Annotated in this window: 17 protein-coding genes and 2 tRNA genes; 3 read left to right on the top strand and 16 right to left on the bottom strand. The window is 39.9% G+C overall.

The genetic code is table 11. The features are described from left to right. Positions 1-70: 70 nt before the first annotated feature. From BN3456_RS12435 to BN3456_RS12395, 11 genes are all read right to left on the bottom strand, one after another. A complete protein-coding gene (locus BN3456_RS12435) occupies positions 71-808 on the bottom strand; it encodes a hypothetical protein (RefSeq protein ID WP_242862877.1) in 738 nt (245 codons plus the stop codon). A 265-nt stretch (positions 809-1073) separates the two neighbouring features. Then, on the bottom strand, positions 1074-1292 hold the full coding sequence (locus tag BN3456_RS12430; protein WP_089984534.1) for a YccF domain-containing protein: 219 nt from the start codon (positions 1290-1292) through the stop codon (positions 1074-1076). A 23-nt stretch (positions 1293-1315) separates the two neighbouring features. Next, complete coding sequence (locus tag BN3456_RS12425; RefSeq protein WP_089984533.1) at positions 1316-1990, bottom strand: DUF554 domain-containing protein; 675 nt, start codon at positions 1988-1990, stop codon at positions 1316-1318. A 161-nt stretch (positions 1991-2151) separates the two neighbouring features. Continuing rightward, positions 2152-2655 carry a C40 family peptidase gene (locus tag BN3456_RS12420; protein WP_089984531.1) on the bottom strand — a complete coding sequence of 168 codons (504 nt, stop codon included), beginning with the start codon at positions 2653-2655 and terminating at the stop codon, positions 2152-2154. A 170-nt stretch (positions 2656-2825) separates the two neighbouring features. Further along, a complete protein-coding gene (locus BN3456_RS12415; RefSeq protein WP_089984529.1) occupies positions 2826-3425 on the bottom strand; it encodes a hypothetical protein in 600 nt (199 codons plus the stop codon). A gap of 18 nt (positions 3426-3443) precedes the next feature. Further along, the gene (locus BN3456_RS12410; RefSeq protein ID WP_176699193.1) at positions 3444-5843 is read right to left on the bottom strand and encodes a glycoside hydrolase family 3 C-terminal domain-containing protein; all 2400 of its coding nucleotides are present in this window, start codon (positions 5841-5843) and stop codon (positions 3444-3446) included. A gap of 84 nt (positions 5844-5927) precedes the next feature. Further along, the gene (locus BN3456_RS16630; protein WP_347458058.1) at positions 5928-6137 is read right to left on the bottom strand and encodes a hypothetical protein; all 210 of its coding nucleotides are present in this window, start codon (positions 6135-6137) and stop codon (positions 5928-5930) included. After that, complete coding sequence (locus BN3456_RS16625) at positions 6134-7564, bottom strand: glycoside hydrolase family 3 N-terminal domain-containing protein (protein ID WP_347458057.1); 1431 nt, start codon at positions 7562-7564, stop codon at positions 6134-6136. The genes BN3456_RS16630 and BN3456_RS16625 overlap by 4 nt, the downstream gene beginning before the upstream one ends. Continuing rightward, entirely contained in the window at positions 7480-8736 is a 1257-nt protein-coding gene (locus BN3456_RS16620; RefSeq protein ID WP_347458056.1) for a glycoside hydrolase family 3 protein, read from the bottom strand. The genes BN3456_RS16625 and BN3456_RS16620 overlap by 85 nt, the downstream gene beginning before the upstream one ends. A 173-nt stretch (positions 8737-8909) precedes the next feature. Continuing rightward, the gene (locus BN3456_RS12400; RefSeq protein WP_089984528.1) at positions 8910-10223 is read right to left on the bottom strand and encodes an ATP-binding protein; all 1314 of its coding nucleotides are present in this window, start codon (positions 10221-10223) and stop codon (positions 8910-8912) included. Continuing rightward, positions 10224-10931, bottom strand: coding sequence for a LytR/AlgR family response regulator transcription factor (locus BN3456_RS12395; RefSeq protein WP_089984526.1), 708 nt, complete (start codon positions 10929-10931; stop codon positions 10224-10226). It abuts the gene before it with no gap. A gap of 387 nt (positions 10932-11318) precedes the next feature. Between BN3456_RS12395 and BN3456_RS12390 the strand changes: the two genes are divergently transcribed. Beyond that, a tRNA-Trp gene (locus BN3456_RS12390) sits at positions 11319-11389 on the top strand. 47 nt (positions 11390-11436) lie between these two features. On the opposite strand, the gene BN3456_RS12385 is transcribed toward BN3456_RS12390, so the two are convergent. Both BN3456_RS12385 and BN3456_RS12380 read right to left on the bottom strand, forming a co-directional pair. Then, positions 11437-12489: a hypothetical protein gene (locus BN3456_RS12385; protein WP_089984525.1), complete on the bottom strand. Its 1053-nt coding sequence runs from the start codon at positions 12487-12489 to the stop codon at positions 11437-11439. 130 nt (positions 12490-12619) lie between these two features. After that, positions 12620-13399 (bottom strand): hypothetical protein, encoded by a 780-nt coding sequence (locus tag BN3456_RS12380; protein WP_242862876.1) that lies wholly within the window; start codon positions 13397-13399, stop codon positions 12620-12622. A 367-nt stretch (positions 13400-13766) separates the two neighbouring features. On the opposite strand from BN3456_RS12380, the gene BN3456_RS12375 reads away from it, so the two are divergent. Further along, entirely contained in the window at positions 13767-14564 is a 798-nt protein-coding gene (locus tag BN3456_RS12375) for an SseB family protein (protein ID WP_089984522.1), read from the top strand. Positions 14565-14693: 129 nt separating this feature from the next. Here the strand turns inward: BN3456_RS12375 and BN3456_RS12370 are convergent, their stop codons facing one another. Next, positions 14694-15230, bottom strand: coding sequence for a flavin reductase family protein (locus tag BN3456_RS12370; protein WP_089984520.1), 537 nt, complete (start codon positions 15228-15230; stop codon positions 14694-14696). Positions 15231-15504: 274 nt separating this feature from the next. On the opposite strand from BN3456_RS12370, the gene BN3456_RS12365 reads away from it, so the two are divergent. Then, positions 15505-15975 carry a helix-turn-helix transcriptional regulator gene (locus BN3456_RS12365; protein ID WP_089984518.1) on the top strand — a complete coding sequence of 157 codons (471 nt, stop codon included), beginning with the start codon at positions 15505-15507 and terminating at the stop codon, positions 15973-15975. A gap of 160 nt (positions 15976-16135) precedes the next feature. On the opposite strand, the gene BN3456_RS12360 is transcribed toward BN3456_RS12365, so the two are convergent. Together BN3456_RS12360 and BN3456_RS12355 are read right to left on the bottom strand one after the other, a co-directional pair. Beyond that, positions 16136-16224 (bottom strand) — tRNA-Ser (locus BN3456_RS12360). Positions 16225-16422: 198 nt separating this feature from the next. Continuing rightward, positions 16423-17085, bottom strand: a complete 663-nt coding sequence (locus tag BN3456_RS12355) for a hypothetical protein (protein WP_089984517.1) — start codon at positions 17083-17085, stop codon at positions 16423-16425. Between the last annotated feature and the right edge of the window lie 371 nt (positions 17086-17456).

Below are 17456 nucleotides of genomic sequence, written 5' to 3'. Positions count from 1 at the left end.
TACATTGTCATCAATTTGGGGCTTTCTCCCATATCGTAGCCTCTTTCTGGTGCTTACAACTACTTCTTATTCAGATCATGCATGATATTTGCGGTTTTGGGGTGCATGTATTCAGGCTACTCATATATTTGACAAGCTTACGTACATTCATGGCGGCTGCTTTAAATCCGAAATACAAGCCACATTTTATTTTCCCTCTTACTGGCATTTTATCAGTCTGTTCGCCCATTACACGGATAAGCAATTGATACTCGCTCGTTTGATCATACGGATCGTTGCAAGCGTTTTTTAAGATTGTTGCATCAGCAAGAACCTGATCGGTTTTGCTAGCTGTATCCTCACTACGGTTATGATAAAGTACTGTATTATGATCACCATCTTCCAAATAATGCTGTAAGCTTTTTGGCAAGTTTGAATTTTCTCGTTTTGCCATAAGTTTGCATAAATTAGCTACGCAGGTATAGAGAAGTTCCAATCGACTCATCTTCTTGATATTAGAAGCCACCATCAGCGAATCCATGCGGCGCATACTGGAATTCAGGTGCATCATTTTAGCTACTTCTGCAGAAAGACTTGTAACACAATGATAAATAAGATCGATTCCGGTGCTTTCCTTATAAACATTGCACCGGGCACGAAAGTGGCCTAAAGTTCTATCATTTAAAGGCTGTTCATCAATGGCTGGAAAAATGTTTTCAGCAAAGTATTTAGCCCATGATTTATCTAACATTTTCTTTTCCCGGTTGGTTAAATTAGATGTAGCATCAAAGAGACTAACCTGCTGGGATGAGTTTTTGGCAAAAGACATAATATACCACTCCTTTATTGGATGATGTCTCTATTATACTACGTATTGATGACGATGTATTAAATTTTCAAGGTTCAAAGGTTCCATTTGTCGGGCTACTCATATTATATCATTCACATGGACTTATACAATATACATTTTTCATTGTAATAAACAAAGACAGCTGCTCTCCTATTTTTTTTCTTTACCCATCGGCGGTCTTCTTCGTTTGGAATCTTTTTAACGCTCATTCTGAGACGGTGTCCCCTTTTTTAACGCCTTCATCTCAAAACACCTCTGTACCAAAGGGCATCAATGCCAGTTTCGCCAACTTGAATTGCTGCAGGCCAAAGGGAATCCCGATGACTGTAATACACAGCACTGCTCCCAATGCCAGATGCTCCAGTGCCAAAGGCAGACCTGATACAATGAGCCATATGACATTCAGCAGGAAGGAACCTGCTCCGCCAAATACAAACCATAACATATTTCCTAAACATCCCATATCCTGTGCCTCCTATTCGTTCATTAATTTCCTTTTATCAAAAACCATATCACAGGAACCAGTAAGGATGGCAGCAGATTTAAAGTCTTGCAGTTCTTGATACCCAGTATGGTCAGGCCTGAACCGAAAATAAGAATCCCTCCGACGATGGATACCTCGCACATCAGTTCCGGGGAGATAAAGGCGGAAAGGGCACCTGCACACAGGTAGATTCCTCCCTGCCACAGGAAGAGTACAACAGCAGCCAGAGCCATGCCAATACCGTAAGTTGAGGCAAGTACCATAGAGGTTACGAAATCCAAAGTGGCATTGGTAAACAAATAGGTATTGTCTTGATTCAGAGCACTTTGTATCGGTCCCAGTATGGAAAGACTTCCGATACAATATAACAAAATGCCTGTGGATAACCCCTGTCCAAGATTGGATCTTGAAAATCTTCCCACCAGATTCTGAAAGCGTTCTTCCAAATTTAAAATTGTTCCCAAAAGCCCCCCCACTGCCAGGCTTAATATAAAAAGAACGGGATACTTACTGTCCGATATATTACTGACTGCAGCGTTAATACCAAGCACAGTTGCGGCAAGTCCCATAGCTGTATACAGTACTCCCTGATATTCTTCCTTAATTCCTTTCCTCACTACACTGCCTATGACACTTCCGGTTAGTATTGCAGCAGTATTGACAATCGTCCCAGTCATATTTTTTTTGCTCCTTTACGATTGTTCTCGCCTTATAAGAATTACAAGTGCGATCTAAAAATAGTATACCATACACTGTCTAGCCAATAAAACAATATCTGCCCGAATAATCTATTTATTGATGTACATTCGAATTAAGCCCAGCAGTGGTTCCATAACTATTAATTGTCTATTTGCAAGTGAAACCTTTCATTTAGGATTCTAGATGCCCAGACTGCGTTCACAGTGTCAACATTTCCCTGTACGATGCCCATGTCAGGATTCATTGCTTCAATGGTTTTGCCTTCTCCGGCATAAATGACGACATGGTACACGTACCCCTCTTTTGCATAAAAGATTAAATCCCCTGGTTGTGCATCTTCTACCGGAACCTGTACACCGCATTTCGCCTGGTCCTCTGCCAATCTTGGCAGGTCATAGCCATATTGTCGGTAAACGCTCTGGACAAAACCGGAACAGTCTGCACCTTTCGTCAAACTAGTTCCGCCCCATACATAAGGATTCCCGATAAATTGGGAAGCAAATTTCAGAAGCGAACTGCGGTCTGCTTTATTATCATTGGTTTCCATTTTCGCCATGTCCACAACAAGTAGATTTCTGATAACCAATAGAACCAGCATCAAACTGAGCAGACTTCCTATCTTTTTTTTATTGTGTTTCTTCATGATAGTTCTACCCTCTCGTGCTTTTCACTTCAATTACCTCGGGGTTTTTGTATAACTGAGTCATATATTCTATTCATATACCAACGTGTTTTACAACTAAAGCAATAATTCTTTCCATAACTATTTGGACGGAATTATTGCTTTTATTATTTAACTATAAAACTAGGAGACTATGCTTTTTTCTGTTTAAAAATAATCTTCATAATCGGGAAGAATACCCAGAAGGATATGACAGAGTTTATAAGCATTGTTATAATATCTGCCGCAGTCATGCCGGCTCCTTTTCCCATTACATCCATACAGAAGTTATAAATCGGGGTTTTATAAATTCCCTGGAGAGCCGCAGCGCCCACGGAAATAATTACCCATGCCACGAAATACCAGAACGCTGCCTTTCCTACACTGGAATTGGACTGAAAGGTCACATTCCTCTGTAAGAAAAAGTTAATAATCTGAGCCAGCAGCAAGGTGATTTCTACTGCCAGAAAATAGGCCAGGCCGCCTCCTCCTCCGTTTGCAATAGATCCTGCTGCATAATCAAACACATAATAAATACTTCCATCCAGGTTTTGTCCCACAGGTAATATCTGAAAACTAGTACCAACCAGTGTGGTATAACTGAATGCCCATTTAATTGCAGGCATCAGAACCATCTGAAGCACAGTCACTCCATTGCTGATAACAAAAAATATAAAAAACTGTGCAATCACAGGATGCTTTTCTTTAAATTTTCCCCAAAAGCCCCGGCCATTTTTTGCTTTTTCTGCCATATTTATTCTCCCTTCCCATTACTTTCGATTCGCAAAAAAACCTTGTATTAAATGTCCCATTCCTTTAAAGAAATGTCCATTCACGACTTCTGCCATGGCTCTTACCATATCCATACTTATCATACCGCCGGTCATTTTCGCGATTCCACGGAATGGAATATTATAAATGAACAGAATATTTAAATTTGGTTCACCATTTGCCATACTCTTGTTTTTCAAGTGCTCCAGTATCCGTAAAATTAGTCTGGCAAGGCCGCTTTTTGCATAGTGCATCTGGCAGAGAGCGTCATTGATATCCAAACCTTCACTTCTATCCCACCTGCCGTCAGGTATGGGTCTGCCCAGAAGTTCTTCAAATTCTTTATCCTCTACTTCTGCAGCCTGCCCTGTATAATAAGAGGGCAGTTCTTTTTTCCTATATGGAGACCTTGCTTCTGTACCTTCTATGTTCACTTCTGTACTTAGAGAAACCTCTGCCACATTTGGACCTACCATAATCCGGTACGAGCCGCCCTCTGTTTCCCATTTATTTGTTATTACATTATAATAACGGAATGCCTTATCATCCAGAGGGATTGTGACCGTCTTGCTTTCCCCTGTCTTCAGCCAGACCTTTTGAAAACCTTTCAGCTCTTTTACAGGGCGAAAAATCTTACTGTCCGGCTTTGATACATAAAGCTGAACTACTTCAGCACCATCTACACTTCCGATATTCTGAATTGTAACATGGACTTTGTCTTCATCTGCCCGGATATCAGAATAAGCAAATGAGGTGTAGCTAAGCCCATATCCAAAAGGGAACAATACAGGTACGTCCGCGGTTTCATAATAGCGGTATCCTACAAACAGACTTTCACGGTATTCAGAAGTCTTCTCTTTCCCCGGCCAGCAATGGTAAATCGGAGTATCTTCATAGCTAACAGGATAAGTTTCACTTAACCTTCCTGACGGGCACACCTTTCCTGTTAAAACATTTGCCACAGCTCCGGCCCCGGCCTGCCCTGCCAGATATCCATGTACCATGCCCTTTACCAGATTCAGCCACGGCATCTCCACAGGTGCACCTGCGGACATAACAACAACTATATTGGAATTGGCTTTCTGCACTGCTGCCAAAAGATCAATCTGATTATAGGCAATTTTCATATGTTCCCTGTCCATCCCTTCGGTTTCGGCCAGTTCATCCAGCCCCAGGTAAAGCAATACTACATCTGCGTGTTTTGCCAGCTCCACCGCTTTTCTCTCTAGTTCCTCACTCATTTTTCCATTACGGATAAAACCTTGCTCATAACCTACAAACTCTACCGATTCCTCGGCCTTCCATACATCCAAAGGACTGTCCAGCTTTGTGGAATTTACAATACTGGAGCCTGCCCCCTGGTACCGGGGTTTATCTGCAAAATCTCCGATAACTGCTACCTTTGTGCCTTGCTTCAGCGGGAGAATATTATCCTCATTTTTAAGCAGAACCACACATTCCTCAGCTGCTCTTTCTGCCATCGCATGATGTTTCTCAATGTCAAATTCTTTTCCGGTTTTTCCTCCCATCGCATTTTGTGTATCAAAAATGACACTGAGAAGTTCATCCACTCTTCTATCCAGCAGCTCTTCGCTTAATGTCCCTTCCTTCACAGCCGCCATCAGTTCCCGCATGCCGTCCTTTCCGGTTGTAGGCATTTCCAGATGACTTCCGGCTTTTACTCCGTCAGTATGGCTGTTGCTGCCGCCCCAGTCAGATACTACAAAACCGTCAAATCCCCATTCATCTACAAGTATCTCCTGCAGCAAATGCTCATTTTCATTGGCATAGACACCATTAATCCGATTGTAGGAAGTCATAATGGATTTTGATTTTCCCTCTTTTACCGCAATTTCGAATCCGGTTGTATAAATCTCGCGAAAGGTCCGCTCATCCAGTACAGAGTCGTTAGACATACGTCTAAGCTCCTGGCTGTTGGCTGCAAAATGCTTGGGGCATGCAGCTACTCCCTGACTCTGGATTCCTTTTATATATCCTGCTGCCATCTTGCCTGCCAGATATGGATCTTCACTGAAATATTCAAAATTTCTTCCACACAAAGGACTTCTCTTAATATTTAGTCCCGGCCCCAGAAGTACATTTACCCCCTGAGACACTGCTTCTTCTCCCAGATAGCTTCCTAATTCTTCTCCCAGCCCGGGATTCCAGCTATTGGCCACGGTGGCTGCTGTAGGAAAACAAGTTGCGGGAACACTGGCATTTAATCCCAGGTGATCCGATTCCCCGGCCTGCCTGCGGATGCCGTGAGGCCCGTCGGACAACGTCATCGATGGGATTCCCAAACGCTTTATATCTACAGTCTGCCAGAAATCTTTCCCTGACAGTAAGGATACCTTTTCCTCCAATGTCATTTTACCAATTATTTCCTGGTGTCTCAAAATGTTACCTCCTATTTTCACATCTGTATGGAAAAGGGAATCGGATGTGTTATCCGATTCCGAATTTCCTATGGATGACTTGTTTTATTCCAATCTTGCAGCTTTTAATTCTACTGCTCTTTTCCGGAATCTTTTAATTAATACAACCTCAAGTGCAACAACAACTGCTGCAAGAATTACATCAATTACAATTGCTGCAATCTGCCAGGACATTAATCCTGTCTGCATATTGTTTGCATCATAAGCGCGGCTGTTTACTACAGTATACAGAATATTATGCACTGCATTTCTCATCGCCTGAACACCTGTTGCACTCTTCTGGTCCACGACATGGTTTGTTGCTGTGTCATAAGCCACCAGCATTGCATCTGTACCATTTCTGATTGCTTGATCGGCAGCCATATAACCATATACACCGAAATAATCTGTAAGCACAAATCCCCTGAATCCCCACTCATCACGAAGTACGGTATTACAAAGCTCTGTACTGCCGCAGCCCAGCGTGCTCCGATATAGTTGAAAGAAGACATGACAGCCTTTGCGCCTCCGTCTTTTACCGCTATTTCAAAAGGTTTCAGGTATATCTCACGGATAGCCTGCTCATTTGTCCATGTACAGAGCATATTATTACGGTTTGTTTCTTGGTCATTTAATGCAAAATGCTTAAGATAAGCATACACACCTTCTTTTTCAGCACCAATTACTGATTGTGCCGCTATATGCCCTGCAAGAACTCCGTCCTCTGAATAATACTCGAAGTTACGTCCTGCAAATGCGCTTCTGTGTGTGTTCATAGCTGGTGCATACCAGCCGGATACTCCCATTTCATCCGCCATTTTTCCGATACTTTCTCCGAAACGCTCTGCAATAGCTTTGTTCCATGTATTGGAAATTATCACTGCTGACGGAAAGCCGATAGAACCTGTTCCGGTAAAGTTATTATTGATAGACGCAGGTCCGTCACAGTCGATAGTTTGCACCTTAGAAATACTGCTTGCTGCCGGCGTCTGATATCCTGACAGGGCAATAACTGTATCCATCTCACTGAGTGTCATTTGATCCAGCAAAGTATCCCACTTAGGATCATCATAGTCAGTGCCACGCAATGTCTGCAGCTCAAGACCATTGTCAGCCCCTGTAACAGGCATTTCATCTGATTCATTATTGTAATCCTCTGGATTATAATTACTGTTGTTAATGAACTCTGCTTTTTTCTCATCTGAAATGGACAGGCTTGCAGGAGCAGCAGTTGCCTTCTCATAATTTGCAAATCCATCTGCACGCGACAGGTATGTAATATCTCCTACCGCATAATCAAACTGGTTCGTTGCAACTGTATCATCTGTGGAACGCTTATTATTTTCATCATAAACAACTCTTTGATTTACAGTGTAGGTATCCTCTTCAATCACATGGTGAGAATCAGAGCGGATAGAAATTCCATACTCTCCATCGTCCAATACATAAGTCTTTGTGCCCTTATCATCATAAGAAGCCATGTCCTCTGCCTTGAAGGAAATCGTAATTGTCTGGGATGCTCCGGCTTCCAGCATATCTGTCTTTTCAAACGCAATCAGGTTTGCTACAGCTTTTTCAATTCCCCCGTTTGTATAAGGTGGGGTATAATATACTTCCACTACGTCCTTACCGGCAGTATCACCAGTATTTGTAACTGTGACATCAAAAGAAAGGACTCCATCTGCCTCTGTGATTTGTCCCATTTCCTGCTCAAACGTTGTATAAGAGAGCCCACGTAAATACCTTCTACATAATTAACAAAGGAGGGGAGTGTAGTCACCTCTTCATCAGAACCGAAGGTCTTTGCGGTATATGCAAATTCATCCATATTGTCATAATTGAAGACTCCAAAGTTATTGGATGTAGGTGTGTTATCTAAATCATAGACAAAGGTATCACTTGTCTTTGCAGACGGATTTACATTACCGCTCAGCACTTCTCCCAATGCCGTAAAGCCAGACTGGCCTGTACCCGGGCACCATACAGCACTTTTAATCTGCTCATAATCATTGATAAACCCAAGCTCCATGGCATTTGCACCATTATATACTACAATAACATCATCAAAATTAGAACATACCAAATCCAGCATATCTTTCTCTGTCTGGCTTAACTGAAGATAATGTTCTCCATCCCCGAAATCTTTATAATCTGAAGAATTATCTGTATATGTAACCTGACTTACATCTACAGGAAGGTCTGCACCTTCACCGCCTACACGTGTAATCACAACCATTGCTGTATCAGAAAAATCTTTTGCAGATTTCAGTAGCTCATCACTGTAGGAATCCGCAGTCGGCTCCGGCAACGTCCAGTCCTGAGCCCACATTCCTACTTCCGGACGGTCTGAACGGAAGGTTGTATAGAAATCAGAAAGCTCATCATTCAGTTCAAATCCCGCATCTGTCAGTCCCTGCAGCAAAGTCTTTGTCTCATAAGCATCGGACAAAGAACCCGATCCTGTTCCCCCGTAGCATGGGTTTGTGGAAGCCCATCCAAATACGTTCAGATTCTTATTTTCTGTTACTGGGAGAAGGTTATTTTCATTCTTTAATAAAACGATTCCCTCCTCGGCAATTTCAGTACACAATTCTGTCGCTGCATCTGAAGTTTCTTCTGTAATTGTTCCATTTCCTGTTGCCAGCGAAATCATGCTGTACATAGGCCCGAAGCAAATCATGTTTACGACGATTACCAGAGCAAGCAAAATTGCAATCCCTGCTTCTCCTCTGATGAACTTCTTCTTTGCCTTTTCCAGCTTCATACATGCGACAATTACAATAATTGCAAGTACAAGTACAACTCCAAAACCGATAAGATACGGTTTACACGAGTTCAAGACGTTTATGACGTCATCCATGTTAATTTTTAACATCTCATTTCCTCCCTTGTCATCTTTTATCTTTATTCATTATATTGCTTTACACGTATTTTTCACATTTTTAACACAAACTGTACTTTTTATGAATAAACTGTTAATACCTTGTATGTTTCCAACAAATTAGAACGCTGAATTTTGTACATTGTGCACTATCCAGCGTTCCAAATTTATAATGGTATCAATATTTTTAAGCAAAACCAATCATCTTCTGCAGTGATATCAACTTCTCCTTTATACTTATGCACTGTATACTGCAGGCTCTTCAGCCCATATCCGTGAAACTCTCTTTTCTTTTTTGTAGTAACCGGAAAATCCTTTTCAAATTGCAGCGTACCTTCATAGTAATTTTCAAATCTTATTATTAAGAAACTTCTTTTAGAAAATGCGCTTACGTGTATCAGCCGTTTTTCCTTATCCACAATTTTCTTCTCACATTCAATGGCATTATCCAGTGCATTTCCAAAGATAGAGCAGATGTCCATAACATCCATAAAGTCAAACAGTGTACCGTCAACAACGCAGGTAAAAGATATCTCCTGCTGCTGGCAGTACAGGCCTTTGCTCATAAGAAGTGTATCCAGCACCTTGTTTCCTGTTTTATACTGGACTTCATAATTGATAATCTCCTGCTCCATCCTGTCCAGGTACTCATTCCGCTTTTCCCTGTCCTCCTCAGCTCTGAGCGCAATAATATGATGCTTTAAGTCATGATATTTATAATGAATCAAATCCAATGTCTTTTGGGACTGCCGGTATTGCATGTACTGGCTCTCAAGGATTTTCTGAATACTTTCTAATTCTCCCCGCACCTTCTGATTCCGCCACTGTACATGGAAGGCATATAAAATTGACAGACCTGCCACATCCGCAAAGGTACGGATATTAAAAATCTCCCGGCTGTACATGCCGCTAAATGGTGTGTTAATGGCCACAAACCCCAGATTACTTATAAAGAAGATGCCGCCTGTTATAATAACGACCTCCCAGAGCTCCCGTACATCTATATCCAGCCTCTCACCCCGGGGCAAAAGAAGCCGGTTCATTCTCCAAAATACAGCGTAAATGATTCCATAAACAATGATCAGTATCATACACCTGCCTAAAAGTCCTTTATCATCATATACATTTCCCCAATAAAGAGAAAGCTGCCATTCCATAGAAGCCGCCGTCTCTGCCATAATAAATGCAAAGGCTCCGCAATATACCGCATCTTTCCAGTTTACTTCACAGGTCAGGTAAAGAAAGAGAATCATCAGAAAGATGGCTGACATCATACAAAGAATCCACCAGACTCCATCCAGTCCTCCGGTAAAGCCAAGAAAAAGCCCCTGAACAAGAAGGCCTGTTACGCAGAGTACTCCCAGCTTCACACCATGGAGCTTCCTTTTCATATAAAAAATGAAAACTATACAGGACAGCCACTCCGCCAGCGCCGTATAGAGCCGCGGAATATCCGGCAAGGTTATTCCAATATCATTCATTTACTTCACCTCTCCCCAATATTTCGTCAGATCCTGCATAAAACTTTTCAAACCGGAACGGCTCAGCAAAAGCTCTTTCCCTTTTACTATGGCACACTTATCCTTTATCCCCTCTACATGCTCCAGATTAATTAAATAACATTTGTTCCCTCTGGAAAAATTCAGCTTTTTTAATTCTTCCTCCATAGATTTCATAGTGCCGCTAGAAACAACCTGTTCATCTTTCATATGGAAAATCAAGCTATGTCCCTGGCTTTCTATATAATAAATGTCAGAACTCTCCACACGGCGGATTCCACCCTTGACCGGCACTATAATATGTCTGGCATGGCGTTTTTTCATTCGTTCAATTGCCCTGCCCAGCTTCTGCGCAAAGGCAAAATAATGAACCGGTTTCAGGAAATAATCAAGAGCATCCACTTCATATCCCCGGATGGCATACTGTGTCATATTCGTAATGAAGATGATAATCACCTCGGAATCCTTTTTACGGATTTCCTCGGCAGCCGTCATTCCATCCACAAACTTCATCTGAATGTCCATAAAAATAATATCAAATTGCGCTCTATATTCCGCAGTGATACCATCCCCATCCCAATAGACAGTGATCTGCAGTTCCTCTTTCTTTTCTTTCTCATAACGCTTCAGGTATTTTACTAACTGATGTGCATACACTTCTTCATCTTCTACAACTGCAATTCTAATCATATACAGACTTCCTCATTCCACAAACTCTGTGCCGTTTTTTGCGCACCACTAAAATGCTGTCCTATGCCGCCCCATGCAGGATTCTTTCAGCCCCGGCAACAGACTGCACTCTTTTCTTCTATTATATATATATCACAGATATATTCAATGGGGAAGTTTACGGAAGATTTGCAGAACTAAAACAGATATTCACCGGAATGACAATGATATAGGTGAATTGAGAAAGCAAATTCCACTTTGCGGGATAAAACTCCACATAGGGGTGCAATTTAGTTTTGCATTTAGTTTTGCAAGTGAGTATTTAAAGAAATTTGCGTGCTTTTTCTTGACAAAAATTGTTTCGCTTAGTATACTAAACAAGTGGCTGACAATTATGCCACAGCATACAGGGGATTGGTCAAATGGTATGATAGGGGTCTCCAAAACCTTTGGTGGGAGTTCGATTCTCTCATCCCCTGTTTTTAAGCGCTCATCTTAAGATGAACGCTTATTTTTATTGACAAATTTAGTTTGTTTCTTGTAACGAAGTTGCAATAGAGCTTTCTACAGTCAGCTTCATATTTTTCCATTTATCGCTCAAGAGATTTGTTTCTTTCCAGCTTCCATTATCAAGTATATATTCATGGACAAGAATATCATACCCGTTACTAATTCTGACAAAATCAAACCGATAACTCTTTTCCTTTCCGGACGCATAAATATAAATCATATCGTTTTTTTGTTCAGTTTTGTCTATTCTATCAATTAATTTCAGATTATTTCCGTAAACAATTTGCACTATGGCGTCGGATAGATAAAACCAACTATGCATGGGTGCACAAAGAAAGTCTTCGGGAATATAGTAAATGTCCTTAATCTTCCATCCCTGATCAGGCATTTTCTCAGTTGTAATCAGCCCATAATAGTAGGCAAATTGGCTGCCATCATGTTGTCCTTCACCGTCATTAACTTTCGTCCCGGTTATCAGCTCTATTTCAACCATATAGTATTTAATGCCGGCAGGTGTATCGGAAGGAGCATATGCGGGAATCAGTTTCAAAAGAGTTGTATACCCTATTCCACAAAATGAATCGATAAATTGATTAAGTGACATTTCCTTTTGTGTTTCCTTTGTCAACAATTCGTATGCATAAGGATAAGGAACTTTCGACCAGCCAATCGAACCACACCCGCCCGAATAGCCAATCATATTAGATGCCTCTTGTAAGATTCCATAGTATGCAAGAATTAAGTCCTCAGGATTATCAAACCTTTTCCCTATCAACGGTGATTGTTCATCATTCTTTTGGAAGTCCTTGAATGAATATGGATTGGGATACGGAAGCGCTTTAGAAGGTCGCTGAAAGCGTTCACTGTTAACTTTGCTCTCCTGATTCATTACTGATACAGTTTCATTTGAACCTTGCAATATGTAGCGGACGCTTCCACCCACAATAACTCTATCTGGCGATTTTGCGGACTGCCTTATCAATTGAGACAATATAAAACAGCATAAGACTCCAAGTACAATCACACAAATTGTGGACAAAAGGTATCTCTTCCGGATCAGAATTATCACAAGCATTCCCTCCAGTTTTACAGAATTATATGAAATTGTGCTGCCGGTTATGCTGCATTGCATAACCACGACAAAGATTTCAGCGTATTTAACGGATCAGTTTGTGAATAGATAGACTTATAAGATAAGATTAATCTGTTGATTGCGGCAAGTGGTTTATGTCACAAAAATATTGATAGAACGCATGAATGGCCACCTGTTCTTCGGCGTTTTGTGATGTCTTCTCCATATCCAGTAGGATTCGCTGCATCGTACTGGTTGAAAAATATTTGAACACTGTGTTTCCCCAACGCGGGAGAGGATCGCTGCCATCGAAATAATCCCAATACAGCATCCTTTTGTTTGGATTCAAGCGTATTTGATACTGGTCGTGACATTCTACAATTCCGTTTTTGCATACATCTCCTAAAAAATTATCCTTTACCATAAATGCTCCCAGTATCCGGCGCTCTTTTTCCGGAGTATTAGGAGTGCGTCCGGTCAGCAAGCAGGCAGAATTAGGTCCTAGTTTACTCGGAACGCGTGGTTCTCCCTTAGAATGGCCGCTTAAATAACATCCGGTCGATACATTGCCTAATGAAAAGATTTCATTTAAATCATTCAAATCAACATTAAAGGCTGCTTGAGAATTTGGCGTGATTTTTAAAGCGAGGATTCTTTGACGGTGCTCCTGTTGTTCATGAAGCACTTTTTTTCGATTATTCTCCATCTCCAGCTTTTTGTTACATATAGTGCTTATTTCATTTTGAGCAGACTTATTTTTGAACGTTAAAAACTTGGCAAATGCATCAGGATATATAAATTTTTTTTCTTCCTTGGGAAAAGAGATAGTAACGATATTTCCAGAATGATTTGTTATTGTTCCCTGTCCAAAAACTTTGTGTTCGACTTTTTTTCCAACTACCTGCATTTTATGTCTTGTATGATATTTGCAGTGACAAATAATCATACTCTCCTTTCTTTTAACTTTTTGATTATAATACATTTAGATGCAGTGAATTTTGCAATATTATAATCGGTACTAAATACGTTTATAAGTTTATTATAACATAAGTTTTAGAAAAAGCAAACTTATTATTGACATGATTATATTAAATGGTGTAAAATAAAGGATTATTTTTAACTTGCATTTCCTGTATCTTGATTGCGTAACCCTAATAGAGTGCCCAGCGTTATTGCTAAACCAGTATATAGCGGGGATAGACTTATAAGTTTAGGTTTGCTATAAAATACAGCCTGTAGTATAATTTTAGAAAATAAATGAATCGAGGTCTGTCATGGAGAATAAATTTCTGATACAAGTAAGAAAAATGCAGAAAATGGAAACCACATACATCCCTTTCGGACGGGGTACGAAAATGCCTTTTGTCACATGTGACGAGAGGACGTTCAACGATCAGGTATGGGTATTTTCAACAGAAGAAAAAGCAAAAGAAATTACTCAGAAGTTTAAAGATGAGAATCAGGATTTTATGATGATTGTACGTATGGAAAATGCTCAGCTTTTGGGGTTTTACAGCAGCTTGTACTTTTTGGGAGTGAATGAAGTTGTATTTGTTGAAGAGGAACAAAACACCAAAATACCACTGGATAAGATAGTTGTACCGCTGGATTATTCCAAACTTCCAAAGGAAAAACAACCTGTTGTAAATCCACAGCTGCAATTGACCGGACTTTATTTTATGCAGGAGATATATCGGAATAAACCAAACAGCGAGAAACCTGAACTTCACAATTTAGAAGAAGAAATGGCTGTCAACTTGGTGCGTTCCAGGCTACTTATGGCTCTGGAAGTGCCGGGAGGTGAAAAAGTGCCCAGGGGTTCTAATTTTAAAATTCCCTGTGTAAAAAATAAGGACGGTAAAATGTTCCAGCCATTTTTTACAGACCATAATGAATTAAAAAAGTTTAATACAGAAAATAGTTTTCAGGTAAATATGTTTGATTTTGTAAATATTGAAAAGGTGCTTGGAGCCGATATAGACGGCATTGTGATTAACCCGCAAAGCATGAATATTGTGATTTCAAAAGAAAAGATCCCAGGACTCCTGCAGCGTTTTTCACAGACAGAATAGTAAGTAATATCATACCATTTAAGCTTCTTGCCCTTTCGGATTTACGTCCCTATCCTTTGATAGGGACGCTCCCAGTCTAATTCTGTTTTGAGAATTTGTTATTTACTTATCTTCTCGTTTTCCGATATGCTATTTTATAATATAAGCACTGACAATTTCGCCATAATAAGCAGTGTGTAAATCCTTATTGCTGCCATGGAAAAAGCTGTCAACATCCTGAGGGTAAAACGCCTTCTTATTCTCCTCAGAAATGGCAAGCATATCCTGTGTCTGTTTGTACGAAACCTTGCATTCAAGTGTCAGGGGAAGTTCTTTAATGGCAGGAACAGAAATAACCTCAGGTGTCTCAAGGGTTAAATTCAGTTCTTTGATTTTATCACAGTCACGTCCCGATTTTGTACCACAAACCCCTAATATCTTTTTGTCAAAGTCTCCATATGGGATATTTATTGTAAATTCAGGATTTCTTTCTAATTGATGCTTTGTAAACCGATTTTCTCTGACAAATGTGATAAACATTGGCTTTCCCCACACAATTCCAAGTGTACCCCAGCCAATAGTCATGGAATTTACCTTATCCTCTGCTTTTGTGGTCAGCAAAACACCGTTTCCAAGTACCTTCATAATATCATTAGCATAATCAAATATTTCGATTTTTTTCTTCATAGCGTGATTCCTCCTTGACATTTTGTTTTCTTTTAGAATAAATTGACTTGTAAAAAATGAATGAAGCAAATGGTGTTATTCTTCCTTTATATAATAAACTTTGTCAAACTATTTTTCAACCAGTGAATTTATATACTACAGCATGCTTTTTCCCTTTTATGGAAATTGCTAAAAAAGATGACATAAATGCCGTTTTTGTAAGCTAGTTTTTCTTTTACAAAAAGACTATACTTTTTAATATGTCTAAAAGAGCAATACACAGGAGGTATTCTAAATGGAATTAGGAAATAACTTGTTTAACGCAAGGAAGAAAAGCGGATTATCGCAGGAGGTGGTCGCTGAAAAATTAGGAGTCAGCAGACAGACAATCTCAAAATGGGAACTCGCTGAAACTCTCCCCGATATACGCCAATCAAAAAAGCTATCACTTTTGTATCACTTGACCTTGGATGAACTGATTGATTTTGATATGGATGTCCAAGAAATTCAAGATGCGATTGACAGGACAAGTGAGGAAGTCTCAAACAAAGTGGACTGGACAAAAGTCTGGGGAAAGAGATACCCCGTTCTTGTAACTTATCAGGAAAAAGTGGACAGCTGTTTCTACGCCAAGGAATTAGATGTTCTCTTAGACGACTTGCAGAAAAAATACGACTATGATGAAATGAACGCTTTTCTGGTGCTAAAGGACATTCTGGCAGTCGTCTGGAAAACAAGAAAGGAATCTAAGAGTAAAAAACGATAACAGAGCTAGAGACGAATATGTTACACTATCCTATTTACAATGTCATTTAGTTAAATATAATTGATCTGATAACAACATTTTAATTTGATTAATTAGATGTAAACACTGATTCTATCTGAAAAGAAGGGCCTGTTACGGACATCGACCGCAAACAGGCTCATGGCGGAGACGGTGAGATTCGAACTCACGTGCCCTTGCGGACAACCTGATTTCGAGTCAGGCTCGTTATGACCACTTCGATACGTCTCCATATAATAGGTATGCAAGTTTTTGCATACCTATGTATTATACCAAACTTTAATAGCAAAGACCAGCATTTTTTTGCAAAGGCACTCAACTTTTTATAAGACTTTTTATAAGAATTGTACCATATAGCTTACTATGCTATTTTCTCTACTATATCCAGCATTAAAAGCCATGTCCTGTAAAACGTCCATCTCCTCTACACTACTTAGTTGTATTCTGGGAAATCATTTTATCATGTAATGTCTTCACATCTTCCTTGGGAATCTCATAAACATTTCCATCTGATTTGTTTACATGTACTGTAACAGTTTCAGTATCGCCATAAGGAATTCCGGCTTCTATGGTGCTTTTCAAAATATTATAATAAATCTGATACACATTATTCTGCATTACCTCATCAGATGGCATTTCTGCACCATTGAGGACATCATTAGAAACCTCCTCAGCATAGGACTTTGCCTGTTTTTGGAACTCACCATACGTGTCGCCAAAAATCGTGATAGGCTTGATTGATACATCCACTGTAAAATTTCTTTCCTTATCTTCTACAGCCTCTCCTACCGTATATTTGACATTTTTTGATAAAACTTCAAATAACTTTCTGTACTTTTTTTCCATCTCTTCTGGAAAATTTAAGGCCTCGAAGGCTTTCATGGTCGTATCCATGTTTTTTTCAAAAATCTTCTGAGCTTCCTTCTCAGATGCACCTGTCAATTCTATATACTGATCCGTTTTATTCTTATAAGAAACATCCAGTATAGCTTTAGTATATCCACTTGCATTAAACTTTTTTATGCAGCCTCCCAGCAGTGTAAGTATTATTGCCATCAGAAGAACAACTGACAACTTTCTTTTTTTGCTCATAAAGCTTCCTCCTTATAAACTTGTCAGGCTCTTTAGGTGTGCCTGCTTTATTATGTTTAGACGCAACAACATTGTTATTGTATCATTCCGGCTTGGTGAAAAAGGTAAAAAAAAGACAGGCAGCACATAAAAATATTTTAAGAATATTCTGACAACGGAGAGCAAAAGGGTCAGACCCTTTTTTGCATACAAAAAAACGATACTCTGCCAGTATCGTCTCAATGCTCTCTATTTAATTAACTTCATACACCTTCAAAACTACATACAAAGAATCATCCTTATTATCTCCTATCACCTTGTCTGGTTATGCCCTCGACCTATTAGTAACAGTCAGCTCCATGCATTGCTGCACTTCCACCTCTGCCCTATCT

Source organism: Clostridium sp. C105KSO13 (assembly GCF_001517425.1).
In the GTDB taxonomy this organism is placed as follows: domain Bacteria; phylum Bacillota; class Clostridia; order Lachnospirales; family Lachnospiraceae; genus Muricomes.
This window is presented reverse-complemented; position numbering and strand designations above follow the sequence as displayed.